Raw genomic sequence first — 24,838 nt, 5'->3', positions numbered from 1 at the left:
CGTCAAGTCGCCCGTCCGCAGAATGAGTTCTCGCCGTACGTCACGGCGCCTCGCGGCGGACGCCGGCCTGCTCGTCGTCGCGGTGGCGTTCGTCCTGCCGCTGATCTGGGTGATCCTGTCCTCGCTCGACACCGAGGCCGACCTCAAGGTGAAGGTCCCCGACGGCATCACCCTCGACAACTACGACGCGGTCCTGACCCCCGAGATCACCTTCACGCCTCTCCTCAACAGCCTGCTGCTGTGCGGCGGCGGCACGCTCCTGACGGTGGCCTGCGCGGCACTCGCCGCCTACCCGCTCTCCCGCTTCAAGTCCCGCCTGAACCGCCCCTTCATGCTGACGATCCTCTTCGCGACCAGCCTGCCGATCACGGCGATCATGGTCCCGGTGTACGCGCTGTTCGTGCAGGTCGACCTGATCGACACGATGCAGGGCACGATCTTCTTCTTCGCCGCGTCCCAACTCCCCTTCGCCATCTGGCTGATGAAGAACTTCATGGACGGAGTACCGAAGGAGTTGGAGGAGGCGGCATGGACGGACGGCGCGTCGTCGTTCCAGTCCCTGCTGCGCATCGTGCTCCCCCTGATGGGCCCGGGGGTGGCGGTGGTGACGGTGTTCTCGTTCGTCATGATGTGGGGCAATTTCTTCGTCCCGTTCATGCTGCTGCTCACCCCGGAACAGATGCCGGCGTCGGTCAGCATCAACGACTTCTTCGGCAACAAGGGGACGGTGATCTATGGCCAGTTGGCGGCTTTCTCGATCATCTACTCGACGCCGGTGATCCTCCTTTACGTACTGATCTCACGGCGGCTCGGCGGAGGGTTCGCGCTGGGGGGTGCGGTGAAGGGGTGACCCCGGCCCTCCTCGGCCGCCCGCCCCGCTGGCTAGGATCGCCGGGTCTACGGGCGGGGCCGAGGGAGGGCACATGCGGGGGCGTTTGCTGAACGGCCGGTACGAGCTGCTGGAGCGGCTCGGCGCGGGCGGCATGGGAGAGGTGTGGCGGGCGCGGGACCAGAGCCTCGGCCGCGAAGTGGCGGTGAAGCTCTTCGCGGCGGCGGATTCCGCGGACGCCGATGAGCTGGAGCAGCTCCTGGCCCGCTTCCGGCAGGAGGCGCGGGCCGCGGCCTCGCTGGACAGCCCGTACATCGTGGCCGTGCACGACCACGGCACGGACGACGGCACGGACGGTGGCACCTCGCAGCCGACGCCGTACCTGGTGATGGCCTTGGTGCAGGGACGTTCCCTCGACCACGTGCTGCGCGAGAGCGTGCGTGTGTCTGTGGCGGACGCGTTGCGCTGGGGTGCCGACGTCTGCCGCGCCCTGGACGCGGCGCACTCGGCGGGTGTCGTGCACCGTGACATCAAGCCCGGCAACATCATGATCACGCAGGACGGCACGGCCAAGGTCGTCGACTTCGGCATCGCGACGTTCGTGGAGCGGGCGGCGGGCGACTCGCGTCTGACGCGGACCGGGGACCTGCCGTTCGGCAGCGTGCCGTATCTGGCGCCGGAGCGGTTCCGCCAAGAGCCGGGCGACGGGCGCACCGACCTCTACGCACTGGGCTGCGTCCTCTACGAACTCCTGGTCGGCAGACCGCCGTTCACCGGCTCGGCGGCCGGCGTCATGTTCAACCACGTCAACGACGCACCGCTGCGTCCTTCGCGGGCGCGGCCCGAGGTGCCGGCGCCGGTCGAACGTCTCGTGCTCGACCTCCTGGCCAAGGACCCCGCCGACCGGCCCGCGGACGCGGCGACGACGCTGGAGCGGATTCTGGCGGCGGCCGATCAGGGCGTGGGCGGGGACGGCGGTGCGGGCGGGGCCGACGACGACATCCAGGACGCCGTCGTGGGCGAGCGGGAGCGGGAGCGGCAGGCGGCCGGGGAAGTGGAGGACGCACGCCCCCGACCCGAGCCCACACCTCAGCCCCAACCCCAGCCCCAGGCGGTCAGCAAGGTGACCCCGCCCCCGGCCCCGGACGCGATCGGCTCGCGCGGGAGGCGGCGTCTGCTCATCCCCGCGGCCCTGCTCCTTGCGGTCAGCATCCCGACGGGGCTCGGCATACGTTCTCTTGCCGCGTCCGAGGGAGGACCATCCGCCCGAGCCGTGTACGAGATCGGCGTCGCCCACAGCTACACCCACGTCGGCACGGCACGCTCCGGCGGCGGTGCCGAGGAGACCTCGGAGTACAAGCAGTTCACGACACAGCAGATGCGTACCGTCGAGTCCGCCTTCGCCGAGACGCTCGGCGAGAAGAGCGGCGGGGAGAAGAGCGGCGGGGAGAACGGCGAGAAGATCGGCGACCGCTTCCGTCTCGTTCCCGTGGCCGCGGACCCGGACACGACGTCCCGCGAACTGCTCGCCGAACACCCGGCCATGCTCGCGGTCATCGGTGACACCGTCGACTTCTCCTGGGTGCATGACACGGACGAGGCGTTCCTGCCGGAGATCAGCACGTGTTACGACGTCGCCCACGCCGGGGGCGCGTTCGCGATCCCGGCCGACGACGAACGGCAGGGCGAGGCGATGGCCGAGTACCTCCTGACGCGGACCGACGCACGCCGGGTGCTTGTGGCGGAGGACAAGGTCTGGGCGGACCGGCAGGACGGCATCGGGACCGGGCTGCGCAAGGCGGGCGTGTCAGCCAAGGCCTTGGAGGTGCGGCCGGACGAGGTGAAGACCGCACAGATCCCGGCGCTGGCCGAGGAGGCGAGGGCGGACGCGGTGGTGGTGCCGATCGGGACGGACGTCGCCGTGTGGGCGAAGAAGCTCAGGGCCGACGGCTTCACCGGCCCTGTCCTGTCCCAGAGCGCCCCCGAGGGGGTCTGCGAGGACTCGGAGGAGCGGGCGAGGGCCGAGAAGACGGCCGCGGGCATCCCGGAGGGAGTCCTGCGCACACGCAACTACTCCGGCGAGCCGGGCGACAATCTCCCCGCGCGCGGCAACCAAGAGCTGTACGACGGTGCCTTGGCACTGGCGACGGCACTCGACCGACTCCCCACGGACACCGCATCGCCGACGTCGCTCCGCCATACCCTGGACCGCGAGATCCAGAACGTCTCGGTCAACGGCGTCCTGGACGAGGTCTCCTTCGAGAAGCGCCGCTCGGCGCGTGAACGGCCGGTGTGGATCGACCGCCGGGAGGAGGACACGTGGACGGAGATCGGCAAGGTGGACGGTAAATACGAGCCGACGAAGCAGTAACGGCGGTGGTGGCGGTGGCGGTGGCGTTGCCGGCTAATACTCGACGGCGGCCCGAAGCCGCGCGGCGACGTCGGCCATCTCGCCCGGCGCCACATCCAGCACCCCGTTCTCGGTCATCAGGACGTGGAACTGCTGCTCCTCGTAAGGGATTCCGGGCGGCAGGGCGGCGATGTGCCAGTGAAGGTGGCTGTTCCCTTCCTGACTCCCGAGGGAGTAGAGGTAGGTGCGCTCGGAGTCGAAGACCCGCTCGACGGCGCGGGTGACCTGGCGCACGAAGAGCATGATCCGCACGTACGCGGCCTCGTCCAGGTCACGTACGGCGTGCTCCACGTGGGCCTTGGGCGCGACGAGAACCTTCCCGGGAAGGGTGGGCCACCGGTCGAGAAAGGCGACGTGCTCGTCGTCCTCGTGGACGAGGTGATGGTCATAGCCCGCCTCCCCGCCGAGAAACGCACAAACAAAACAGGGCCCGCTGCGAGCCCGCTCCATGTACCCCTCAAGATCCATGGCTTTCCGCTCCATCACCACGTGCGATCCCCTTTCTTGCGCCTCTTCTTGCGCCGCTTCTTGCGCCGCCCGATTCACCGGGATGAACCCCACACGCCCCATTGCTCAGCAGATTTCTCTCTGGTGCCGCCGATCAGCTCCCACTAGCGTGTTTGACTCGCGCCAACTCTCACCCTCACCAGGAGCCGTCAGTGAACCGCCCTCTCCGTCTCGCGACGGCCGCCCTCACCGCGACCGCGGCTCTGCTGCTGACAGCCTGCGGCAGCGGCGACGACGAGTCCAAGGACAACGACAAGATCGCTGGGGCGGACAAGGGGGGCGAGAAGGATTCGGCTTCGCCCAGCGCGAGCCCTGCAACGGACTCCGGCCGCCCAAAGATCGAGCTTCCGGCCGATCTGACCATGACCTTCGAGGAGCCTCGTACCGGGGACGCCGTGAAGAAGGCGGTGCTTGCCGACAACGCTGAGCGCATGCGCGCCGTGAATGCCGCCATCACGGGGACGGACCCGAAGGGTGAGGCGGTCGGCTACTACAACACCGGCAAGGCGCTCGAAGCGGCGGTGACGTGGGTCGAGAAGTTCAAGGCTGCCGATCTCTCCCTCACGGGGACAGTGCGCTATTACGACCGCCAAGTGACGCTCAAGGACAAGAAGACCGCCACGCTTTCCTTCTGTGCGGACGAAGGCAAGGGCTACACCAAGAACAAGAAGAACGAGAAGACCAACAAGACGCCGGTGACCAAGAACAGCTACGTCTCGTACAACACGCAGCTGATCAAGAACGAAGACGGCACCTGGCAGACCTCGCAGATCATCTCCACCAGGGGGGCGGCGCAATGCCAACCGTAGGAAGGGCCACAGCCCTGACGGCGTTCTTCGCGGGCCTGGCAGTGGCCTTGAGCGGCCCTCAGGCGTGGGCCGACATAGACCCGGGCGGCAACGACTCCGAGACGCAGGTGGACGCCGACAGCGACGGGCAGACCCTGTCGGCCACGGCGGGCGGCGTCAAATTCGACCGCTCGAAGAACGGCAAGGGCGGCACGGCGGGCCCGGTGACTCCGTCCACCAACTGGACGCCTCCGCCCTGCTATTACGCTCCCGCGCACACCCCGGCCCAGCTCCAGAAGAAGCTTGAGCCGATCTGGGAGGCCGAGTCCACCGGACCGCAGTGGGATCTGACGCAGCGCAATCGATACGTCGACGGGCAGCCCTACAAGGACTTCAACAAGGACAAGACCGGTGACGGCTACTGGTGGGACGGCTTCATCCCGGAAGGAAGGGAAAGCGCCCCGGGAGCATTCGACTGCGACAAGCCGTACTTCTGGGTCGACAAGGGAGACCCGCCGCCGGCCGACATTCCGGAAGCCGTTACTCCGGAGGTCCTCGCGCAGCTCGCGTACGCCGAGATCCGCGTACCCGACACCGAGGTCACGCTCGCCCCGGCGGAGACCACCAAGGTCAATCTCCCGACCTGGGCCTGGCTGGACAAGGCCGAGTTCAAGCCGGTGTCGGTGACGGCCTCGGTCCCGATCCTCGACCTCCAGGCAACGGCGACCGCCGAACCCATCTCCCTGAAGATCGACCCCGGCACCAAGGACGCCGAGACCTACCCCGCGTCCGGCGTCTGCCCGATCAACGGCGGCAAGATCGGCGAGCCGTACGCCAAGGGCAAGTCAGACGAGGACCCGCCCTGCGGCGTGAAGTACCTCCGCTCGTCCGGCGACGGCTCCTACCCGCTCAAGGCAACCGTCACCTGGAAGATCAGCTGGACCGGCACGGGGGTCGACGACCCGCAGGATCTCCCCGACGGCGAGTTCGGCGCGGATCAAGAGGTCGTGGTCGAGGAGATCCAGTCGATCAACCGCTAGACGACGACACACGAAAACCGTCGCCGGCCCTCGACGCTCGTCTCCGCATCCAAGATCTACGCCTCGACACGGAAGGGTAGAGAGCACGAGTGCCGGTGTACGAGTATGTAGGGCCTCCCGACATCAAGGAAGGCATTCCACTTCGCGGAGGGCATCGAGTTCAGTCCACTCAGGACTTGGATGCCTTTCTTGCTGCTCGCGACCAAGACGAATTGAGTCAGCCATTCACGTTCGTCATCGACATGTCACACACTCTGCTGCTCGCACCAAGACGCTCGGAGCATGTGGCATGCGCAGGCGGGAACACGGTCCTGGCCGCCGGAGAGATGGGATTTACCCGCTCGTCAGGGCGATGGTCGGCCACGTACATCAGCAATCAATCGACCGGCTACTGCCCGGGGAATGCGTCGTGGCCCACGGTCGAGAGCTGCCTGGGACACGTGGGCATCTACTGCGGTACCGGCTTCACACACCCCATCACCTTTCGCCACTGCTCCGCCTGCCGTGAATGGAACACCGTGAAGGATTGCCACTTCGTCTGTGTGTTCTGCGATGGCGACCTTTCGCGCGAAGAGCTGCCGCGGTGAGTGCGGCGGGCAGGAGCAAGTCGAGCGTCCCGAAGTGGGACGTCCCGGAGCTATCCCTCGCCCGTTCCGTCTTCGGCCCCCTCGGCGGCATCGTCGAGATCGGTGCGGTTGTCGCGACCGGCACGTGGGATCTCGCGGATGTCTCCGTGGGTGGATTCGTGGCGGGGCGGCAGGGTGATGTGGGGCGGCTGCTCGAAGTGGTCCGGCGGGTCGGGAACTTCGGGCAGCCAGTCATGGGGATCTTCGATGAACTCGGCTATCTGCGGGAGCATCCCGTCGAGGCGTCGAGTCTCCTGCTGTGGTCCTCCGGGTACGAGGACGTGCGGGGGCAGTTCGATCAGCCCCACGCCGTGCGCCGCATGAGCCGGCTCGGCGCGGACCTGCAGCTGACCCGCTTCCTCCAGGCCCTGATCACCGCGGCGATCGCACGCGGACCCAACGTCGCACGCGGAGCCGCACTCGTCGCCGAGGCGCTGCGGATCGCGGCAGGGCTCGTCGGCAGCACCACGGCCGAGGAGCCCGGCGGCCCCGCGGCCATGACCGTCCTCCGGATGTGGCGCGTCGCCCACCTCGCCGACCTGCTGCTCCCGAACTCCCCCGCGCACCCCGAGGCCCGCCCCCTCTTCCGCGCGTACGGGCACGCGCTGGAGGAGTTGCTCGGCGGGCCCCACGCCCCCCGCACACTCACCACTCCGTAGCTTCACACCAATCCGCAACCTCGTATGAACGCACCGTAGTCGCCAGCCCCCCGTGCCCATACCGTGTGCCCGTGCAATCGAGCCAGCCCAATCAACCGACGCCCCCGTTCAACTTTCCCGCCGCCCGGCGTCTGCGTGAGGCCCTCGGGATGGCGCACGGGCATGTCGCCTACGGGATGCGGGCGAGTTACGGGCTCACCTACATCACCCCCGAGACCATCGCCGCCTGGGAGCGCGGGCTTGCCGCGCCCACCTCCGCCGAGCTCACCGCCCTCGCGGGGACCTTGTGGTGCTCCCCCGGCGAGCTGATGGGCGCCGCCACCACCCTGCGCGAGCACCGGCTGGCCCGTGGGCTCGCGCCCGAGGACGTGGCCAGGGGGTCGGGTGTGGAGATCCAGGCCTATCTGCACATGGAGGAGACCAACAGCTGGCGCGGCAACGAGCGGCAGTCCGCCGCCCTCGCCGACGTGCTGCAGCTTCCGCTGCCCGACTTCATCAACGTCGTCGGACGCGCCGACGAGCTCGCCGACCTGCTGCGCAGGGCCGTCACCACCCGATGGCAGGGGTATGTGCGGCCCGTCAGCAAGATGCTGCCCGTGCAGAAGAGGCACATCGAGGATGTGCTCCAGCAGCTGCACACCGACTATCAGTCCCGCATGGTCCGCACCCTGAGCTGGGGCGGCGGGGCCGGGGCCGACGCCTCGGGGAGCGCCGGGCAGGACTTCCTGGACAAGATCCTGGAGCACTTCTGGACCCAGGTGCGCGGCGCCGCCGGGAGCTGACCCAGCGGAAGCGGAGACGGAAAGCAGTCCCTAGAAGACCGACTCAGAAGACCGACTCCGCCTCGTCCATCCTGTCCTTCGGCACCGTCTTCAGCTCGGTGACCGCCTCCGCGAGCGGCACCATCGTGATGTCGGTGCCCCGCAGGGCCGTCATCCGGCCGTAGTCGTCGCGGTGCACCGCCTCCACCGCGTGCCAGCCGAAGCGGGTCGCGAGGACGCGGTCGTACGCCGTCGGGGTGCCGCCGCGCTGGACGTGGCCGAGGATGACCGGCTTGGCCTCCTTGCCGAGGCGGCTCTCCAGTTCGTACGCCAGCGCCGTGCCGATGCCCTGGAAGCGCTCGTGGCCGAACTGGTCGATCGCGCCCTTGCCGTAGTTCATGGTGCCCTCGGCCGGGTGCGCACCCTCCGCCACGCAGATCACCGCGAACTTCTTGCCGCGCGAGAACCGCTCCTCGACCAGTTTGACCAGGTCGGCGGGGTCGAAGGCACGCTCGGGGAGGCAGATGCCGTGGGCGCCGCCCGCCATGCCGGACTCCAGGGCGATCCAGCCCGCGTGCCGGCCCATGACCTCGACGACCATCACGCGCTGGTGGGACTCGGCCGTCGTCTTGAGGCGGTCCATCGCCTCCGTGGCGACACCCACCGCCGTGTCGAAGCCGAAGGTGCGGTCCGTGGAGGAGATGTCGTTGTCGATCGTCTTCGGGACGCCCACCACCGGCAGGCCCGCGTCCGACAGCATCTTCGCGGCCGTGAGGGTTCCCTCGCCGCCGATCGGGATGAGGGCGTCGAAGCCGATCTCCTTGGCGAGCGCGGGCGCGTCCTCGCAGGCCGCGCGGAACCGGTCACGCTCCAGGCGCGAGGAGCCGAGAATCGTTCCGCCACGGGCCAGGATGCCGCTGACCTCGTTGAGACCGAGGGAGCGGTAGCGGCCGTCGAGCAGGCCCGCGTAACCGTCCTCGAAGCCGATGACCTCGTCGCCGTAGTGCGTGACGGCTCGGTGCACGACCGACCGGATCACTGCGTTGAGGCCGGGGCAGTCGCCGCCTGCGGTGAGAATTCCGATGCGCATCGTGCTGTGTCTCCTGCTCGCTGTTGATGCGTGTGAGCCGGTCCGATTGTTCCATGACCGCGCACCCGGTGCCGCTCACACACAGAGCGACCCCGTGCACGGCTGCCCCGGCCGATCCTGGGGAGAAGGCCCTTGGGCCCGCTTCACGAGGCCTTTCGTCCGGCGGGCGACCTAGCCAGCCGCAGAGGTATTGTCAAGAGGGCACGGCAACCTTATCGGGTCATTTGTCCGGCCCTGACGGGAGTCGTCCGGTCTCGCCGGGCGGCCAGGGAAACCCGCGGCGGAGCAGCGGAGAAGGAGAGAGCACGCGTGACGCGCAGCGTGTACGTGACCGGGATCGACCGCGGCGACGGCCGCCAGGTCATCGAGCTGGGAGTCATGGAACTCCTGACCCGCCAGGTCGACCGGGTGGGGGTCTTCCGGCCACTGGTCCACGACGGACCCGATCGCCTCTTCGATCTGCTGCGGGCCCGTTACCGGCTCGCGCAGGACGCGGCGTCCGGGTACGGCATGGACTACCACGAGGCCTCCGCGATCCAGGCCGAGCAGGGCACCGACGAGCTGGTCTCCCAGCTCGTCGACCGTTTTCACCGGGTGGCCCGGGACTACGAGATCGTCCTGGTGCTCGGCACGGACTTCGCCGACACGCAGCTCCCGGACGAGCTGTCCCTCAACGCCCGACTCGCCAACGAGTTCGGCGCGTCGGTGATACCCGTCGTCGGCGGCAAGAACCAGACCGCCGAGTCCGTCCGCGCCGAGACGCGCAACGCCTACCGCGCCTACGAGAGCCTGGGCTGCGACGTCCTCGCGATGGTCACCAACCGGGTGGCGCCCGCCGACCGCGACGAGATCTACGAGGGCCTCGCGGACAGCCTTCCCGTACCCAGTTACGTCCTGCCGGACGAGCCCGCGCTCGCCGCCCCCACGGTCGCCCAGATCACCCACGCGCTCGGCGGCCGCGTCGTGCTCGGCGACGACGCGGGCCTGGCCCGTGACGCGCTCGACTTCGTCTTCGGCGGCGCGATGCTGCCGAACTTCCTGAACGCCCTGACGCCGGGCTGCCTCGTGGTCACCCCCGGGGACCGCGCCGACCTCGTCGTGGGCTCGCTCGCCGCGCACAGCGCCGGTACGCCGCCCATCGCGGGCGTCCTGCTGACCCTCAACGAACAGCCCGGCGAGGCGATCCTCAAGCTCGCCGACCGCCTCGCGCCCGGCACTCCGGTCATCGCGGTCTCCGGCGGCTCCTTCCCCACCGCGGGCGAACTCTTCGCCCTGGAGGGCAAGTTGAACGCCGCCACGCCCCGCAAGGCGGAGACGGCCCTCGGCCTCTTCGAGCGGTACGTCGACACGGCGGGGCTGCTCGGCCGCGTGCAGGCCCCCAGCAGCGACCGCGTCACGCCGATGATGTTCGAGCACAAGCTGCTGGAGCAGGCGCGCTCCGACAAGCGCCGCGTCGTGCTGCCCGAGGGCACCGAGGAGCGCGTGCTGCGCGCCGCCGACGTGCTCCTGCGCCGCGGTGTCTGCGACCTGACGCTGCTCGGCCCGGTCGAGCAGATCCGCAAGAAGGCCGCGGACCTCGGTGTCGACCTCGCCGCCTCGCAGCTCATCGACCCGCAGACCTCCGAGCTGCGGGACGCGTTCGCCGCCAAGTACGCCGAGCTGCGCGCCCACAAGGGCGTCAACGTCGAGCTGGCGTACGACGTCGTCGCGGACGTGAACTACTTCGGCACCCTGATGGTGCAGGAGGGGTTCGCCGACGGCATGGTGTCGGGTTCCGTTCACTCCACGGCCGCCACGATCCGGCCCGCGTTCGAGATCATCAAGACGAAGCCCGACGCCTCGATCGTCAGCTCGGTCTTCTTCATGTGCCTCGCCGACAAGGTGCTCGTCTACGGCGACTGCGCGGTCAATCCGGACCCGAACGCGGTCCAGCTCGCCGACATCGCCGTGCAGGCGGCGGCCACCGCCGAGCAGTTCGGCGTGGAGCCGCGGATCGCGATGCTCTCGTACTCGACGGGCACGTCGGGTTCGGGCGCCGACGTCGACAAGGTGCGCGAGGCGACGGAGCTGGTGCGGGAGAGCCGCAGCGACCTGAAGATCGAGGGCCCGATCCAGTACGACGCCGCCGTGGAGCCCTCGGTCGCGGCGACGAAGCTGCCGGACTCGGAGGTCGCGGGGCAGGCGAGCGTGCTGATCTTCCCGGACCTGAACACCGGCAACAACACGTACAAGGCCGTGCAGCGCTCGGCGGGCGCGATCGCCGTCGGGCCGGTCCTGCAGGGCCTGCGCAAGCCGGTCAACGACCTGTCCCGCGGCGCCCTCGTGCAGGACATCGTCAACACCGTCGTGATCACCGCGATCCAGGCCCAGGGCCCGGCAACCGCCACCGCCACCGCCACCTCCGTATGACGTCTACAGAAAGCGCCGCACCCGTGACAGCCACCCGTGTCCTCGTCCTCAACTCCGGCTCGTCGTCGGTGAAGTACCAGCTGCTCGACATGCGGGACAGCACTCGTCTCGCCGTCGGCCTGGTCGAGCGCATCGGCGAGGAGACCTCGCGGCTCAAGCACACCCCGCTGGCCGGCGGCGGCGAGGAGCGGGAGCGCGAGGAGCCGATCGCCGATCACGAGGCCGCGCTGAAGGCGGTCGCCGCCGAGCTGACCGCCGACGGGCTCGGCCTCGACTCCCCCGAACTGGCCGCGATCGGCCACCGCGTGGTGCACGGCGGCCTGAAGTTCACCGAGCCGACGGTCATCACGGACGAGGTGCTCGCGGAGATCCAGCGGCTCGTGCCGGTGGCGCCGCTGCACAACCCGGCCAACATCACCGGCATCCGCACGGCCCAGGCGCTGCGCCCGGACCTCCCGCAGGTCGCCGTCTTCGACACGGCGTTCCACACGACGATGCCGGAGTCGGCGGCGCGCTACGCGATCGACGTGGCCACCGCCGACCAGCACCGCGTGCGGCGCTACGGCTTCCACGGGACCTCGCACGCGTACGTGTCCCGGGAGACCGCCAAGCTGCTCGGCAGGACGCCCGAGGACGTGAACGTCATCGTGCTGCACCTGGGCAACGGCGCGTCCGCGAGCGCCGTGCGGGGCGGCAGGTGCGTGGAGACATCGATGGGGCTCACGCCGCTTGAGGGGCTCGTGATGGGTACCCGTTCCGGTGACGTGGACCCGGCGGTCGTCTTCCACCTGGCCCGCGTCGGCGGGATGTCGATCGACGAGGTCGACACCCTGCTCAACAAGAAGAGCGGTCTGGTCGGTCTCTGCGGCGACAACGACATGCGGGAGATCAGGCGCCGTGTCGACGCGGGTGACAAGGCGGCCGCGCTCGCCTTCGACATCTACATCCACCGGCTGAAGAAGTACATCGGCGCCTATTACGCGGTGCTCGGCCGGGTGGACGCCATAGCGTTCACGGCGGGGGTCGGTGAGAACGCGGCGCCGGTGCGGGAGGCTGCCGTCGCGGGCCTGGAGGAACTGGGGCTCGCGGTCGACGGTGAACTCAACGCCGTACGTTCCGGCGAGGCCCGGCTGATCTCGCCGGAATACGCGCGGGTCGCGGTCGCCGTCGTCCCCACCGACGAGGAGCTGGAGATCGCTCAGCAGACGTACGCATTGGTGGGGAACCCGTCGTAGAACCTGTCGCAGAACCCGTCATAACCGCAATTCATCAGCATTTCTTCACCGCAACGCCTGAGCGCAGTTCCGCCCATTTGTAGATTCCACCAGACGGAATATTCCGAAGCGAAACAAACCGATAGGATCGCCCCTATGCGCCGTTCCAAAATCGTCTGCACGCTGGGCCCCGCCGTCGACTCCGAAGAGCAGCTCGTCTCGCTGATCGAGGCCGGCATGAACGTGGCCCGATTCAACTTCAGCCACGGCACGCACGCCGAGCACCAGGGGCGGTACGACCGCGTCCGTGCGGCTGCCGACAAGACCGGCCGTGCCGTCGGCGTCCTCGCCGACCTGCAGGGTCCGAAGATCCGTCTGGAGACCTTCGCCGAGGGTCCCGTCGAGCTGGTGCGCGGTGACGAGTTCACCATCACCACCGAGGACGTCCCCGGCGACAAGTCCATCTGCGGCACCACCTACAAGGGCCTGCCCGGTGACGTCTCCAAGGGCGACCAGGTCCTGATCAACGACGGCAACGTCGAGCTGCGGGTCGTCGAGGTGAGCGGGCCGCAGGTGAAGACGATCGTCGTCGAGGGCGGCGTCATCTCCGACCACAAGGGCATCAACCTGCCCGGCGCGGCCGTGAACGTGCCCGCGCTCTCCGAGAAGGACATCGAGGACCTGCGCTTCGCGCTGAAGATGGGCTGCGACATGGTCGCCCTCTCCTTCGTGCGCGACGCGAGCGACGTCAAGGACGTCCACAAGGTGATGGACGAGGAGGGCCGCCGGGTCCCCGTCATCGCCAAGGTGGAGAAGCCGCAGGCCGTCGCCAACATGGAGGGCGTCGTCGCGGCCTTCGACGCCGTCATGGTCGCCCGTGGTGACCTGGCCGTCGAGTACCCGCTCGAGAAGGTCCCGATGGTGCAGAAGCGCCTCGTGGAGATGTGCCGCCGCAACGCCAAGCCGGTGATCGTCGCGACCCAGATGATGGAGTCGATGATCACCAACTCGCGCCCCACGCGCGCCGAGGCGTCCGACGTCGCCAACGCGATCCTGGACGGCGCGGACGCGGTCATGCTGTCCGCCGAGTCGTCCGTGGGCGCCTACCCGATCGAGACCGTCAAGACGATGTCGAAGATCGTCGCGGCGGCCGAGGAGGAGCTGCTCGCCAAGGGCCTGCAGCCGCTCGTGCCCGGCAAGAAGCCGCGTACGCAGGGTGGTTCGGTGGCCCGTGCCGCGTGCGAGATCGCGGACTTCCTCGGCGGTGAGGCGCTGATCGCCTTCACGCAGTCCGGTGACACGGCCCGTCGTCTGTCCCGCTACCGCGCGGCCCAGCCGATCCTGGCCTTCACCACCGACGAGGCCACCCGCAACCAGCTCTCCCTGAGCTGGGGCGTCGACTCGTACGTCGTGCCGCACGTCGACAACACCGACGCGATGGTCGACCTCGTGGACGCCGAGCTGGTCAAGCTGAACCGCTTCAACGAGGGCGACACCGTGATCATCACGGCCGGTTCGCCCCCCGGTGTCCCCGGCACCACCAACATGGTCCGGGTGCACCACCTGGGCGGCGTCGGCCGCGACTGACGCCGCGCCTCCCCGTACGACACCGAGGGCGCCCCCTGACACAGGGGGCGCCCTCGGCGCTTCGCGGCTCCCGGTGAAGATCAGTCGGTGATCGTCTGGCTCAGGCCGGGGACGTGCAGGTTGCCGCCGAACTGGCCCGCCTGCTGCACCTTCACGTCCGTGAAGTAGATCAGCGGGATGTTCAGGGGCGGCGGGTGCTCCGGGTCGAACGTGATCGGGATCAGGCCGAAGAGCTTGCCGGAGATCGACTCGGTGTACATCGTCGTCTTGCCGCCACGGATCGTGGACGTGGAGCCCTTCTCGGCCTGTACGTGGTACTTCTTGCCGGCCGGGCCCTCGACGATCTGGTGCAGGTCGCCGATGTCCGTGCTGTCGACGACGTACTTCAGGGACTGCTTGGTCTTGCCGTTGGGCATCGTCAGGTTCACGACGCCCTGGTAGTCCGCGCCCTTGAGGGTGAGCGAACTGGCCTCCAGGTGCCACGGCTGGTTCGGGATCGGCGCGGGCGTCTGCTCGGCCTCTCCGTCGACCTTCTTCTCGACCACGCACGGGAACGGCTTCTTGCCGTCCTCGTCCGGTGCCATCGGGTCCGCGGACGCCTCAGGCTCATCGGACCCCGCCTTGCCGGCAGCCTCTTCGGCGGCCTTCTCGGCGTCTTCCTTGGCCTTGTCGACCGTGTCCCCGGCCTTGTCGGCACCGTCCTCGACGCCGTCCTTGACCCCGTCGAGGGCGTCGTCGACGGGCTTGGTGACGTCGTCGACCGTGTCCTTCGCCTTGTCCTCGGGGGACTCGGGGGACGTGCTCTTCTCCGAGGCCGAGGGGGTCGGCGTGGGGCTCTCGGACTCCTTCTCGTCAGGCGTGAAGAGGTCCTTGAGCGCGGGACCGACACCCAGCGGGTCCAGCGGGTTCTTGGTCTCGGAGGGCTCCGGAGCGGGCTCCTCGGCCTTGTCGTCCTCGTCCTCGGAAGCGGACGGCGACGGGGTCGGCTCGGCCTTCTCGGAACCGTCGGCGCCCGAGCCCGCCTTGTCACCGGCGGAGGGCGTCGGCTCGGCAGCCTCGTCCTTCTTGGCCGAGTCCTTGGCGTTCTTCTCCGCCAGTTCCTTCGCCGCCTTCTCCGCCTTCTCCTCGGCGGCCTTGTCGGCTTCCTTCTCGGCGTCCTTGGTCGCCTCGGAGGCGTCGTCCGGCGCCGTGACACACGGGCCGTCCTGGAAGGGGTTCTTCGGCAGCGGCTTGGCCTGCGCGAGCTGGGGGGTCAGGCCCATGCCCATGAGAACGGCGGTCGGCATGGCCGCGATGGCTATCGCCTTGCCCGCCGGGACGTGCAGGCGGGTGAGGAGCGGCTTTCTGGGTGCCGCGTGGCGCGGCCCGGATCTCGCGCGGGGCTCCCCCGCGGAGTCCACGTGGTGCACCTCGTCAGCCGGCACGGTGCCTCCCGTTCGTCCCGTTGTCCGGGCTCGTTCCTGACAGATCGTCCGTAGTGCCGCTCACCCCGTTCGCGGCCCCCGCGGCCGCGGGCTCCGGCGCCCCGTTGTCGGAGCCGTCGGCCCGCTTCTTCGCGGACTGCTTCACCGGCTTGTCCGCCGCCCAGGAGATGCCGAGGGCACCGCCGAGCATCGCGAGCAGGAAGCCGACGACGAAGCCGCCGAAGTTGGAGACCACCAGAGAGACCAGGGCGAGCAGAATCGCCGCGACACCCGCGAAGATCCGGGAATGCGGCTGGAACCACATGGTCAGGCCGAGCACGACAAGCAGGACCCCGATGATCAGCGAGCCGGCACCGGCGGTCGTCGCCATCCGGATCGTCATGGTGCCGATCGTGAGGTTCGCGTACGGGAAGTACATGATCGGGATGCCGCCGAGCAACGTCAGCAGACCACCCCAGAACGGGCGCTGACCGCGCCACCCTCGGAACGATCGGCGCATCCGGCCGAGCTTGTCGCCCAGTCCCACTTGCGCTTCGGCGCTCATGTCGTACAGCTCCTCGGGGAATGGCGTTGGTTCTGTGTCCTGCGGATTCGGGCACGGGGACGGTCGAGGTCAAGATCCGTGCGCCCCCGCGCCCGGCCGTTTCTTGGCGACAAGTGCCGCTGCTAAGGCATCAGTCGCCTCAGTAGCACTCGTGCTTGCCCTTCTTGACCGACATGGCCAGACCGGACAGCTTGAAGGTGCCGGCCGTGGTCGCCCACGCACGCTGCTTGACGTCGGTGAACCGCACCTTGTCGGCCTGCTGCGCGAACGAGTCGGGGACGTACTTGTCACCCTTCGACGGACCCGGGCCCTTGGTGGTCCGGTCGATCGAGACACCGATGTCCACGTTGGTGAACGTGGCGTCGGCCTTCAGGTCATCGGCGTCGATGTAAAGCTTCTTCGCCTCGACCCTGGGGCCGCCCTTGCCACCGGCCTTGAGGGTCATCGACACATCGCCGAAGACGGGGACCGGAACGACGACGGACTGACACAGGTTGGTGATCTTGGCCGAGTCGAGGCCGACGACGGCGACCGGGTGGTTACCCGACTTACCGCTGTCAAGCGCCCCGTACTGGACGAAACCCGTACCGTCGAGCTGGTCGGCAGTCACCTTGAACTGCTGACCGGACACACTGAACGATGCCGCGAGTGCACCCTGCGAGAGGGCCACGCCTATCGCGGCAGTCGCCGCGACGCTCGGCACCATGACTACGGCGAACCGCTTCCATCTGGTTCCGCCACGAGCCACGGACTCCATGACTTTCCTCCTTCTCGGACGTACATCTCCGGCCCTGGCTGCTGCCGTCGGAACGGCTCAGCCGGGCAGGGATGGGAGAAGCGCTACGTCCTCGGGAGATCACCCCCGAGCGACAACCACTGGTCGCACGCGACACGCACAACCTGCCGGACAGGCCCTGCCGGACGGCAGAGACCCCCCTGTCCTAGACCGGCGACGGGGTGTCTCCGGCCTGCTCGGTGGGGACCCAGAAAGCCCGCTCCCGACTGGCTTTCGGGCTGCGGGTTATTGGACCGAGCGTCGCCGATCGTGGTGCATTCTCGGTCCCCGCACAAGGGGGTTCGTTACTGGCTAGTAACGGCGCGATAACCGAACCACGACCGCCCGGTATCGGTCGGCCACAGACGGTGCACCCATGGGCAGGAACAGAACGGGATGTTGAAGGGCACACCAGGACAGAAGACTGACCTGGCCTTACTCCAAGTAACAGTGGCCGCGATTACCAAGTTTTGGTAAAGCGCGGCCACTGTGTCGCTCTGACGGCGAATTTTCACTCGGGCATCACAAGCCCCGGCGTTTAGGGACTGGTCAGCGAACGGCCCGGAAAACGGATCAGAAGAGGACCCGCGCGAGCTGCGTACGCGCCGCCGTCACTCGCGGGTCGTCCGAGCCGACCACCTCGAGGAGTTCGAGCAGCCGCACGCGCGCGGCGTCCCGGTCCTCGCCCGCCGTGCGCCGCACCGCGTCGATGAGCCGCCCGAAGGCGTCCTCCACATGACCGCCCACCAGGTCCAGGTCGGCGGCGGCGATCTGCGCGGCCACGTCCGCGGGCCGGTCGGCGGCGTCCTTGCGGACCTGCTGCGGGTCCAGGCCCTCGACGCGCTGCAGCAGTTCGGCCTGGGCCAGGCCGAGCTTCGCCTCGGTGTTGCCCGGGTCGTCGTTCAGCACGTTGCGGTACGCCTGCACCGCGCCGCCCAAGTCCCCCGCGTCCAGCGCCTGTACGGCGGCTTCGAGCAGGGCGTCGTGCGGTCCCGCGGGCACCTCGGCGACGGGGGCTTCCTGCTGCTCCCCGCCCTGGGCGTCCGGGTCGACGGTGAGACCGGTCAGACCGAAGCGCTCCTCGCCGACCTGGATCAGCTGGTCCAGGGTCTGGCGGATCTGCTCCACCGGGGCCGCGCCCTGGAAGAGCGGCAGGGCCTGTCCGGCCACCACCGCGAAGACGGCCGGGATCCCCTGGACCCCGAACTGCTGCATCAGCATCTGATTGGCGTCGACGTCGATCTTGGCAAGGACGAAACGGCCGTTGTACTCCCGCGCGAGGCCTTCGAGCAGCGGGCTCAGCTGCTTGCACGGCTCGCACCACTCGGCCCAGAAGTCGATGACGACGGGCACTTCGGTGGAGCGCTGCAGGACCTCGCGCTCAAAACCGGCCTCGTCTACGTCGATGACGAGGCTGGACGGCGAGACGCCCGACACGGCGCCCCCACCCTGCCTGGCGGCTTCGGCGCGCGCCTGCTCCGCCTTCGCCTTGGCCTCCTGGGCCGCCTTCACGGCGGCGAGGTCGACGACTCCGCTCATGGACATGTTCCGTGGCTGCATGAGTACATCCTCCCCCAAGCCGTGCGGGAACCGCGCCCGTCCGAGGCCCCCCGCCGGATTGCGGGGCCGCGGACGGCCGTGGCGCCAAGGTCCCGAGGAGGACCGATGGTTGTGGCGCAGGGTCCCCACCCTGTGCCGGTGCGTGCCGCTGTGGTTGTCGCTGTGGTGGTCGTCGTTCGTTCGCGGCGAAAGAAAGTGGGCGCCGAGGAGTTGCCGTTCATCTCGCCCACTTCTCTTTCGCTACGAGTCGTAGCGTAACTGCCGTGCCCGGCCGTGTGGACGGCGGACCTGCGAGAACTTCGGTGATCTGGCTCACTCGCCCGCGCGGGGGACGATTCCGTACTGGCCGGTATGGTCGCGGGATGCAGAGCCGCGTCCCCCCACCCGCCCGCACCGGCGGCCGCCCCCGCAACGCCGCGGCGGACACCGCGATCCTGGAGTCGACCCGCCAGGCCCTGGTCGAGCTCGGCTGGTCCAAGCTGACCCTGGGAGACGTCGCCACGCGTGCGGGCGTCGCCAAGACGACCCTGTACCGGCGCTGGGCGGGCAAGAGCGAGCTGGTCGTGGACGCGGTGGCGGAACTGTTCGACGAGTTGGAGCTGCCGGACCGCGGCAGCCTGGCCGCGGACATCGAGGGCGTGGTGCTCCAGTTCGCGGCGCTGCTGGGCCGTCCCGAGACGAAGACCGCGCTGATGGCGGTGGTGGCCGAGTCGACGTCGGACGAGCCGCTGCGGGAGCGCATCCGTACGTCGATCGTGGACCGCCAGAAGCGTCTTGTCCTCGCGGGCCGCAAGCGGGCGCAGGAGCGCGGTGAGCTGCCCGCTGAACCCGACCCCGCCGCGGCGGGCCGGACCGCCGACCTCATCTTCGACGTGATCGCCGGCGCGGTGGTCCACCGCGCCCTGGTCAGCGCGGAACCGGTCGACGAGGCCTGGGCCCGCCGCTTCACGCTGCTCCTGCTCGGCGGGCTCGCGGCGGCCGCGGCTCAGACCTGGTAGCGGTCCGGGGCGAAGAGGCGGAGGTTCTCGGCGACCCACTCCGAGGTCCGCTTCAGGCCCTCCGTCAGGGAGACCTCAGGGGTCCAGCCCGCCCACCGCATCGCCCGTGAGTTGTCGGACACGAGCCGCTGGACCTCGCTGCCCGACGGACGCAGCCGGGACGGCTCCACGACCACCTCCGCCTCGCGTCCGGACGCCTCGATCAGCGCCTGCGCAAGGTCCCCGATCGAGATCTCCCGGCCCACGCCGAGGTTCACCGCGTGGCCCAGCGCGGCGTCGCACCGGGCCAGGGCCAGGAAGCCGCGGGCGGTGTCCGTGACGTACGTGAAGTCGCGGGTGGGCGTGAGCGAGCCGAGCTTGATCTGCCGGGCGCCGGAGTGCAGTTGGGCGAGGATCGTGGGGATCACCGCGCGGGCCGACTGCCGCGGGCCATAGGTGTTGAAGGGGCGCACGACCGTCACCGGCAGCTCGAAGGCGTGCCGGTGCGAGAGCGCCATCATGTCGGCGCCGATCTTCGACGCGGAGTACGGGGACTGGGGCTGGAGGGGGTGGTCCTCGCTGATGGGCACCGTCAGAGCCGTCCCGTACACCTCGCTCGTGGAGGTGTGGACGAGCCGCCGCACGTCGTGCCGCCTGCACGCCTCCGCCACGTTCTCCGTGCCGACGACGTTCGTCTGGACGTACGCGCCCGGTGAGTCGTACGAGTACGGGATGCCGATGAGCGCGGCCAGGTGGAAGACGGTGTCGCAGCCCTCCACGGCGTCCATCACGCGCCCCGCGTCCCGGACGTCGCCCGCGAGCATCTCGACCCGCGGGTCCCCGAGGAGATGCGCGAGGTGGCCCTTCTCCGCGTACGGCTTGTAGTGCACGAACGCGCGGACCTTCGCGCCCTGTTCCAGGAGCAGGTCGACGAGCGTCGAGCCGATGAAGCCCTCCGCCCCGGTGACGAGGACCGTGCGTCCTGCCCAGCTGAAGGTGTTCTCGCTGCTGCTCATGCGTACTCCAAGTGCGGTGTGTGGTGGGTGAGTCGGATGACCTGCTCGGCGAGCAGGTCGGCGGCCCGCGCGTGCGGGCCCGGATCGGCCGCCCCGCTCATCGCGGTGAGGCGCGCCGGATCGGCGAGCAGCGGTCCGACGAGCTCCGCGAGCCGCGCGGCCGTCGTCTCGCCGTCGGGCAGCAAAAGACCGGCGCCCGCGTCGGACAGGACACGCGCGTTGTGGGTCTGGTGGTCGCCGGGCGCGTGCGGATAGGGGACGAGGACGGCGGGCACCCCGGTGGCGGCGAGCTCGGCGACGGTCGCCGAACCGGCGCGGCAGACCACCAGATCGGCGGCCGCGTAAGCGAGGTCCATCCGGTCGAGGTAGGGCACGGCACGCGCGGTCGCCTCCACGCCCGCCTCCGTCAGGCGCCGCCGCGTCTCGTCGAGCGCGGCGGGTCCCGTCTTGATCAGTAGCTGTACGTCGGCGCGATGCCGCCAGCGCTCCGCGAGCCCCACGGCCGCCTCGGTGAGCCGGGCGGCGCCGAGACTGCCGCCGTTGAAGAGCAGCAGCCGGGCCGCGTCAGGAACCCCGTACTCCCGCCGTGCCTCGGCCCGCAGCGCGGTCCGGTCGAGCGCGGCGAGCGGCGCCGCTATGGGCATCCCGGTGGTGTACGCCCGCTCGCCGCCCGGCAGATGCTCCCGGCTGCGGTCGAAGGCGACGGCGATGTGCGGGGTGAGGCGGGCCGCGAAACGGTTGGCGCGGCCGGGGACGGCGTTGGACTCGTGGATGAGGCTGGGCAGGCCGGCCATCCTGGCGCCGACGATGACGGGAGCGCTCGGGTAGCCGCCCATCCCGACGGCCACCTGCGCGCCCTGCGCCCGCAGGATCGCCCGGCACTGTGCGCCGGACTTCACCAGGGCGGCGGGCAGCAGGAACCGCTTGGCGCCGAGCGAGGGGTCGAACGGAATCATGTCGACGGTGTGCAGGCGGTAGCCGGCCTCCGGTATCAGCCGGGTCTCCAGGCCCCGTTCGGTGCCGACGAAGGAGACGACCGCGCCCGGCACCGCCCGGCGCAGGGCGTCGGCGAGGGCGAGCCCGGGATAGATGTGTCCACCGGTGCCGCCCGCGCCGATGACGACGGAGAGAGGGGCCCGCCCGTGGGTACGGGCCCCTGCCTCGGGAGATCGCATGTCGGGTGTTCGCATGGCAATGGAGCATCACGAGCAGGTCTAAGAGGGTTTTAAGAGCCGCGTTTGGCACCTTGGGTCCATGAGTCTCACGAGCAGGCCGGGCCCACCCGCGACCGGCGGCGGCCCGCCGCCCGCCAAGATCCTCGTGGTCGACGACGATCCCGAGGTCCGCGCGGCGGTGGAGGACGGCCTCTCCGTCGAGGGCCACCTGGTGCGCGGCGCCGCGGACGGACAGCGCGCGCTCTCGGCGGTGGCCCGCTGGGAGCCGGACCTCGTGGTCCTGGACGTGATGATGCCGGTGCTCGACGGCCTCGCCGTGTGCCGTCAGATGCGCGCCCTCGGCGACCGCACGCCTGTCCTCGTCCTCACCGCCCTCGGCTCGGTGAGCGAGCGTGTCGACGGCCTCGACGCGGGCGCCGACGACTACCTGGTGAAGCCCTTCGCGTTGGACGAGCTCGTCGCGCGGGTCCGCGCCCTCCTGCGCCGCACCGCGCCCGAGCCGCACGCCACCGCCGACGGCGACGACCTCGCGTACGGCGATCTCGTGCTCGACCCGTCCACCCGCACCGGCCGCCGCGGCCACCGCACGGTCGAGTTCAGCCGCACCGAGGCCGCCCTGCTCGAACTGCTCCTGCGCAACGCCGGGCAGGTCCTTCCGCGCGAACTCATCCAGGAGTCGGTCTGGGGGCGCGACTTCGGCCCCGACTCCAACTCCCTCGCCGTATACGTCGGTTACCTGCGCCGCAAGCTGGAGTCGGGCGGCGAACCGCGGCTCGTGCACACCGTGCACGGCGTCGGCTACCGGCTGGGCAGCCCGTGAGCGCCCGGCGCAGGCTCGGCGCCCGGTGGCGGCGCAGGCGCCCGCTGCGCACCCGGCTCGCGCTCGCCGCGGCGGCGGCCGTCGCCCTGGTCGCGGTCGGGGTGTGCGTGGCCGCGTTCCTCGTCATCCGCTACAAGCTCTACCAGCAGCTCGACCAGAACCTGGCCCAGTCGGCGAGCCTCATCGCCCAGCAGCGGAACTTCGACAACGAACCGGGCGTCGTCACCGGCGAGTGCCGCTACCTGGGCTCCCCCGCCTGCTCGCAGATCGTCCCCGCCGACCCTGCGGACGACCCGTCGAAGCCGTATCTGCTGCCGGTGAGCGAGTCCACGCGCAGGGTCGCGGCCGGAAAGGCGGGGCCGTACTACACGAGCCTCACCTTCCAGGGGAAGCCGACGCGGATGTACACGACCACCTACGGCAAGGGCGACGCCGTCCAGGTCGCCCTGCGCGCCGACATCGCCGAGCGCGGGGTGCGGCAGGCCGCCGGGCTGCTCTCCGCGGTGGGCGGCGCCGGAGTGCTCCTGTCGGGGCTCGGCGGCTACTGGGTCTCGCGCACCGGCCTCGCCCCGGTCGCCCGCCTCACCGCCACCGCCGAGCGCATCGCGGCGACGCGTGACGCCCGCCACCGCATCGAGCTGCCGCCGGGGCCGCCGGGCCGCGAGGACGAGGTGACCCGGCTCGCCGCCTCGTTCAACGCGATGCTGGCCGAGCTGGAGGAATCGGTCACCGCACGCCGCCGCCTGGTCGCTGACGCCTCGCACGAGCTGCGTACGCCGCTGACCGCGCTGCGCACCAACGCCGAACTCCTCGCCCGCGCCGACCGGTTGAGCGACGCCCAGCGCGATCGGGCGTCCGGCGCGCTCGCCCGGCAGCTCCGCGAGGTCACCGGCATGGTCAACGACCTGATCGAGCTGGCACGCGACGAGGAGCCGCAACCGCTCCTGGAGGAGGTGCGGATCGCTCCCCTGGTCACGCATGTCGTGGAGGCGGCGCGCGGCCACTGGCCGCAGGTGCCGTTCACGCTGCACGTGACGCCGGAGGCCGACGGCATGAGCATCCCCGGCGTTCCGGCACGCCTGTCCCGCCTCGTCACCAATCTCCTGGACAACGCGGCCAAGTTCAGCCCGCCGGGCACGCCCGTGGAGGTCTCCCTCTCCCCCGCCGCCCTGACGGTCCGCGACCACGGGCCCGGCATCGCGGAGGAGGACCTGCCGTACGTCTTCGACCGCTTCTACCGCGCCGAGAAGGCCCGCGCCCTGCCGGGCTCTGGCCTCGGTCTCGCGATGGCCCGCCAGATCGCCCACGCGCACGGAGCGGAACTCTCGGCGGAGAGGGCGCCGGGCGGGGGCGCGTTGTTCAGGCTGACGCTCTAGTTCTTCCAGGCGCAGCTGCCGAGCTCGGCGCGGCCCTTCGCGACGAGGCGGTCCGCTTCTCCGGCGGGCAGGACACGCGTGCCCTTGCCGCGGCAGACGACCGTGCGGTCACCGTGGCCCGCCAGGTCGACCAGGATCTGGTCCCAGTGGCGGTACTGCACGTCGTGCCCGGAGTCCGCGTACGTCCGCACCTTCGCCTTGCCCGGCAGCTCGTCCTGCCAGGTCTTGAGGGTGGCCGGCGGCACGGTCGTGTCCTTCTTGCCGCCGTAGAGGTAGACGGGGGCGTCGAGCTTCTTCAGGTCAGGGCCCGGGCGCCCGCAGTACAGCTTCTGCTCGTGCACCTGCGGCGCGGGGTCCGCCTGCTGGCCGCGCTGGTTGTAGGTGCGCGCGCCTTCCTCGTACGCCGTGTCGGCGAAGCCCGGTATCGACTTCACGGGGCTGTCGTCGGGGAAGGCCCACCACTTGCGCGGGTCCCGGATCGAGTCCCGCACCGTGTCGGCGAGCTCGTCGTCGGACATCGAGCAGTACGCGGGCTTCGTGCCGTAGGGCGGCAGGGCGGCCGCGAGGTGCAGGGCCGAAATCCGCTCGGGGGCGCGCCCGGCGAGTTCTGCGGCGTACGGGCCGCCACCGGAGATCGCGATGACGCTCACGTCGTCCACGCCGAGCTTGTCGAGGACTTCGAGGGTGTCGTCGGCGAAGTCGGCCTTGCCGAGCTTCTCGTCGTACTCCGTGTCGCCGAAGCCGTTGCGCTCGACGGAGATGAGGCGCAGCCCCAGGTCCTCGCGGGTCGTGCGGAAGAAGTCCGTCATGTGCGCCGCGCGGGCGCTGGTGCCGGTGCCGCCTATGAACAGGACGGGCTTGCCCTTCTTGTTCCCGGTGTCGGAGTAGTGAGCCGTCCGGCCGTCGGAGAGCTTCGCCGCGTGCACGTCGGGGCCCAGCGAGTCGAAGGTGTCCTGGACCTTCGGCTCGGCGGGCGGGCTCGCGCTCACCTCTCCGGAGCCGTACACCGTCAGCGCACCGAGCAGCGTGAGCGTCGCCGCCCCGATGGCGATCACGGCGGTACGGGTGGGTCCGGGCAGGCTCACGGGTGACACAGGGTGACTCCAGGGGCAGGGCGGGTGGACGGGCGGCGCCTACCCAGCCGCGCGCATCTGACACCCACGATTTTCCGCCGGGCCCGAGGAGGCCCCGCAGGGGCCTTCCAGGGGCGCGGGGAACTGCGCGACCAGCCACAGCGGGCCCGCAGATCCC

The 24,838-nt window shown here is 70.0% G+C and carries 22 protein-coding genes; 13 read left to right on the top strand and 9 right to left on the bottom strand.

Going from position 1 to position 24,838, the window contains the following annotated elements; genetic code table 11:
• The first annotated feature begins 22 nt into the window (after positions 1-22).
• Together AB0I66_RS20940 and AB0I66_RS20935 are read left to right on the top strand one after the other, a co-directional pair.
• On the top strand, positions 23-850 hold the full coding sequence (locus AB0I66_RS20940; RefSeq protein WP_363209418.1) for a carbohydrate ABC transporter permease: 828 nt from the start codon (positions 23-25) through the stop codon (positions 848-850).
• A gap of 73 nt (positions 851-923) precedes the next feature.
• Positions 924-3,200, top strand: coding sequence for a protein kinase (locus tag AB0I66_RS20935; RefSeq protein ID WP_363209352.1), 2,277 nt, complete (start codon positions 924-926; stop codon positions 3,198-3,200).
• 33 nt (positions 3,201-3,233) lie between these two features.
• Here AB0I66_RS20935 and AB0I66_RS20930 read toward each other — a convergent pair whose 3' ends face one another.
• Positions 3,234-3,707 (bottom strand): HIT family protein, encoded by a 474-nt coding sequence (locus AB0I66_RS20930; RefSeq protein ID WP_363209351.1) that lies wholly within the window; start codon positions 3,705-3,707, stop codon positions 3,234-3,236.
• A 191-nt stretch (positions 3,708-3,898) separates the two neighbouring features.
• On the opposite strand from AB0I66_RS20930, the gene AB0I66_RS20925 reads away from it, so the two are divergent.
• The 5 genes from AB0I66_RS20925 (at position 3,899) to AB0I66_RS20905 (ending at position 7,641) form a co-directional block, all read left to right on the top strand.
• The gene (locus AB0I66_RS20925; RefSeq protein WP_363209350.1) at positions 3,899-4,555 is read left to right on the top strand and encodes a hypothetical protein; all 657 of its coding nucleotides are present in this window, start codon (positions 3,899-3,901) and stop codon (positions 4,553-4,555) included.
• Positions 4,543-5,574 (top strand): hypothetical protein, encoded by a 1,032-nt coding sequence (locus AB0I66_RS20920; RefSeq protein ID WP_363209349.1) that lies wholly within the window; start codon positions 4,543-4,545, stop codon positions 5,572-5,574. Before AB0I66_RS20925 ends, AB0I66_RS20920 begins: the two co-directional genes overlap by 13 nt.
• An 89-nt stretch (positions 5,575-5,663) precedes the next feature.
• A complete protein-coding gene (locus AB0I66_RS20915; RefSeq protein ID WP_363209348.1) occupies positions 5,664-6,161 on the top strand; it encodes a hypothetical protein in 498 nt (165 codons plus the stop codon).
• Positions 6,158-6,859 carry a hypothetical protein gene (locus AB0I66_RS20910; protein ID WP_363209347.1) on the top strand — a complete coding sequence of 234 codons (702 nt, stop codon included), beginning with the start codon at positions 6,158-6,160 and terminating at the stop codon, positions 6,857-6,859. Before AB0I66_RS20915 ends, AB0I66_RS20910 begins: the two co-directional genes overlap by 4 nt.
• A 71-nt stretch (positions 6,860-6,930) precedes the next feature.
• Positions 6,931-7,641 (top strand): helix-turn-helix transcriptional regulator, encoded by a 711-nt coding sequence (locus AB0I66_RS20905; protein WP_363209346.1) that lies wholly within the window; start codon positions 6,931-6,933, stop codon positions 7,639-7,641.
• Between the two features lie 43 nt (positions 7,642-7,684).
• On the opposite strand, the gene AB0I66_RS20900 is transcribed toward AB0I66_RS20905, so the two are convergent.
• The gene (locus tag AB0I66_RS20900; protein WP_363209345.1) at positions 7,685-8,710 is read right to left on the bottom strand and encodes an ATP-dependent 6-phosphofructokinase; all 1,026 of its coding nucleotides are present in this window, start codon (positions 8,708-8,710) and stop codon (positions 7,685-7,687) included.
• Between the two features lie 309 nt (positions 8,711-9,019).
• On the opposite strand from AB0I66_RS20900, the gene pta reads away from it, so the two are divergent.
• The 3 genes from pta to pyk all read left to right on the top strand — a co-directional run bounded on the left by pta (position 9,020) and on the right by pyk (position 13,920).
• Complete coding sequence (pta, locus tag AB0I66_RS20895; protein WP_363209344.1) at positions 9,020-11,119, top strand: phosphate acetyltransferase; 2,100 nt, start codon at positions 9,020-9,022, stop codon at positions 11,117-11,119.
• A gap of 23 nt (positions 11,120-11,142) precedes the next feature.
• Positions 11,143-12,354: an acetate kinase gene (locus AB0I66_RS20890; protein WP_363209343.1), complete on the top strand. Its 1,212-nt coding sequence runs from the start codon at positions 11,143-11,145 to the stop codon at positions 12,352-12,354.
• 135 nt (positions 12,355-12,489) lie between these two features.
• Positions 12,490-13,920, top strand: coding sequence for a pyruvate kinase (pyk, locus tag AB0I66_RS20885; RefSeq protein WP_363209342.1), 1,431 nt, complete (start codon positions 12,490-12,492; stop codon positions 13,918-13,920).
• Positions 13,921-14,000: 80 nt separating this feature from the next.
• Here the strand turns inward: pyk and AB0I66_RS20880 are convergent, their stop codons facing one another.
• The 4 genes from AB0I66_RS20880 to AB0I66_RS20865 form a co-directional block, all read right to left on the bottom strand.
• A complete protein-coding gene (locus AB0I66_RS20880; protein WP_363209341.1) occupies positions 14,001-15,344 on the bottom strand; it encodes a hypothetical protein in 1,344 nt (447 codons plus the stop codon).
• Complete coding sequence (locus AB0I66_RS20875) at positions 15,334-15,888, bottom strand: DUF6114 domain-containing protein (protein ID WP_363209340.1); 555 nt, start codon at positions 15,886-15,888, stop codon at positions 15,334-15,336. Before AB0I66_RS20875 ends, AB0I66_RS20880 begins: the two co-directional genes overlap by 11 nt.
• 139 nt (positions 15,889-16,027) lie before the next feature.
• Positions 16,028-16,645 carry a DUF6230 family protein gene (locus AB0I66_RS20870; RefSeq protein ID WP_363209339.1) on the bottom strand — a complete coding sequence of 206 codons (618 nt, stop codon included), beginning with the start codon at positions 16,643-16,645 and terminating at the stop codon, positions 16,028-16,030.
• 591 nt (positions 16,646-17,236) lie between these two features.
• Complete coding sequence (locus tag AB0I66_RS20865; protein WP_363209338.1) at positions 17,237-18,223, bottom strand: tetratricopeptide repeat protein; 987 nt, start codon at positions 18,221-18,223, stop codon at positions 17,237-17,239.
• Positions 18,224-18,585: 362 nt separating this feature from the next.
• On the opposite strand from AB0I66_RS20865, the gene AB0I66_RS20860 reads away from it, so the two are divergent.
• Entirely contained in the window at positions 18,586-19,221 is a 636-nt protein-coding gene (locus AB0I66_RS20860) for a TetR/AcrR family transcriptional regulator (protein ID WP_363209337.1), read from the top strand.
• Here AB0I66_RS20860 and AB0I66_RS20855 read toward each other — a convergent pair.
• Entirely contained in the window at positions 19,209-20,216 is a 1,008-nt protein-coding gene (locus AB0I66_RS20855; protein ID WP_363209336.1) for an SDR family NAD(P)-dependent oxidoreductase, read from the bottom strand. The genes AB0I66_RS20860 and AB0I66_RS20855 overlap by 13 nt on opposite strands.
• Positions 20,213-21,391: a UDP-N-acetylglucosamine--N-acetylmuramyl-(pentapeptide) pyrophosphoryl-undecaprenol N-acetylglucosamine transferase gene (locus tag AB0I66_RS20850; RefSeq protein ID WP_363209417.1), complete on the bottom strand. Its 1,179-nt coding sequence runs from the start codon at positions 21,389-21,391 to the stop codon at positions 20,213-20,215. The genes AB0I66_RS20855 and AB0I66_RS20850 overlap by 4 nt, the downstream gene beginning before the upstream one ends.
• Before the next feature lie 79 nt (positions 21,392-21,470).
• Here AB0I66_RS20850 and AB0I66_RS20845 point away from each other — a divergent pair, with 79 nt between their 5' ends.
• Together AB0I66_RS20845 and AB0I66_RS20840 are read left to right on the top strand one after the other, a co-directional pair.
• Positions 21,471-22,211: a response regulator transcription factor gene (locus AB0I66_RS20845; protein WP_363209335.1), complete on the top strand. Its 741-nt coding sequence runs from the start codon at positions 21,471-21,473 to the stop codon at positions 22,209-22,211.
• The gene (locus AB0I66_RS20840) at positions 22,208-23,587 is read left to right on the top strand and encodes a HAMP domain-containing sensor histidine kinase (protein WP_363209334.1); all 1,380 of its coding nucleotides are present in this window, start codon (positions 22,208-22,210) and stop codon (positions 23,585-23,587) included. The genes AB0I66_RS20845 and AB0I66_RS20840 overlap by 4 nt, the downstream gene beginning before the upstream one ends.
• Here the strand turns inward: AB0I66_RS20840 and AB0I66_RS20835 are convergent.
• Positions 23,584-24,681 (bottom strand): alpha/beta hydrolase, encoded by a 1,098-nt coding sequence (locus tag AB0I66_RS20835; RefSeq protein ID WP_363209333.1) that lies wholly within the window; start codon positions 24,679-24,681, stop codon positions 23,584-23,586. The two genes, AB0I66_RS20840 and AB0I66_RS20835, sit on opposite strands and share 4 nt — an antisense overlap.
• Between the last annotated feature and the right edge of the window lie 157 nt (positions 24,682-24,838).

Source organism: Streptomyces sp. NPDC050439, from assembly GCF_040655335.1.
GTDB lineage: Bacteria > Actinomycetota > Actinomycetes > Streptomycetales > Streptomycetaceae > Streptomyces.
Note: the sequence above shows the minus strand (reverse complement) of the source record. Positions and strands in the feature narration are given on the sequence as shown.

Coding starts and splice junctions, on each gene's coding strand:
- AB0I66_RS20865 (WP_363209338.1), bottom strand. CDS start 18,223: ATGCAGCCACGGAACATGTCCATGAGCGGAGTCGTCGACCTCGCCGCC.
- AB0I66_RS20860 (WP_363209337.1), top strand. CDS start 18,586: ATGCAGAGCCGCGTCCCCCCACCCGCCCGCACCGGCGGCCGCCCCCGC.
- AB0I66_RS20920 (WP_363209349.1), top strand. CDS start 4,543: ATGCCAACCGTAGGAAGGGCCACAGCCCTGACGGCGTTCTTCGCGGGC.
- AB0I66_RS20930 (WP_363209351.1), bottom strand. CDS start 3,707: ATGGATCTTGAGGGGTACATGGAGCGGGCTCGCAGCGGGCCCTGTTTT.
- AB0I66_RS20855 (WP_363209336.1), bottom strand. CDS start 20,216: ATGAGCAGCAGCGAGAACACCTTCAGCTGGGCAGGACGCACGGTCCTC.
- AB0I66_RS20940 (WP_363209418.1), top strand. CDS start 23: ATGAGTTCTCGCCGTACGTCACGGCGCCTCGCGGCGGACGCCGGCCTG.
- AB0I66_RS20935 (WP_363209352.1), top strand. CDS start 924: ATGCGGGGGCGTTTGCTGAACGGCCGGTACGAGCTGCTGGAGCGGCTC.
- pyk (WP_363209342.1), top strand. CDS start 12,490: ATGCGCCGTTCCAAAATCGTCTGCACGCTGGGCCCCGCCGTCGACTCC.
- AB0I66_RS20875 (WP_363209340.1), bottom strand. CDS start 15,888: ATGAGCGCCGAAGCGCAAGTGGGACTGGGCGACAAGCTCGGCCGGATG.
- AB0I66_RS20870 (WP_363209339.1), bottom strand. CDS start 16,645: ATGGAGTCCGTGGCTCGTGGCGGAACCAGATGGAAGCGGTTCGCCGTA.
- AB0I66_RS20850 (WP_363209417.1), bottom strand. CDS start 21,391: ATGCGATCTCCCGAGGCAGGGGCCCGTACCCACGGGCGGGCCCCTCTC.
- AB0I66_RS20900 (WP_363209345.1), bottom strand. CDS start 8,710: ATGCGCATCGGAATTCTCACCGCAGGCGGCGACTGCCCCGGCCTCAAC.
- AB0I66_RS20845 (WP_363209335.1), top strand. CDS start 21,471: ATGAGTCTCACGAGCAGGCCGGGCCCACCCGCGACCGGCGGCGGCCCG.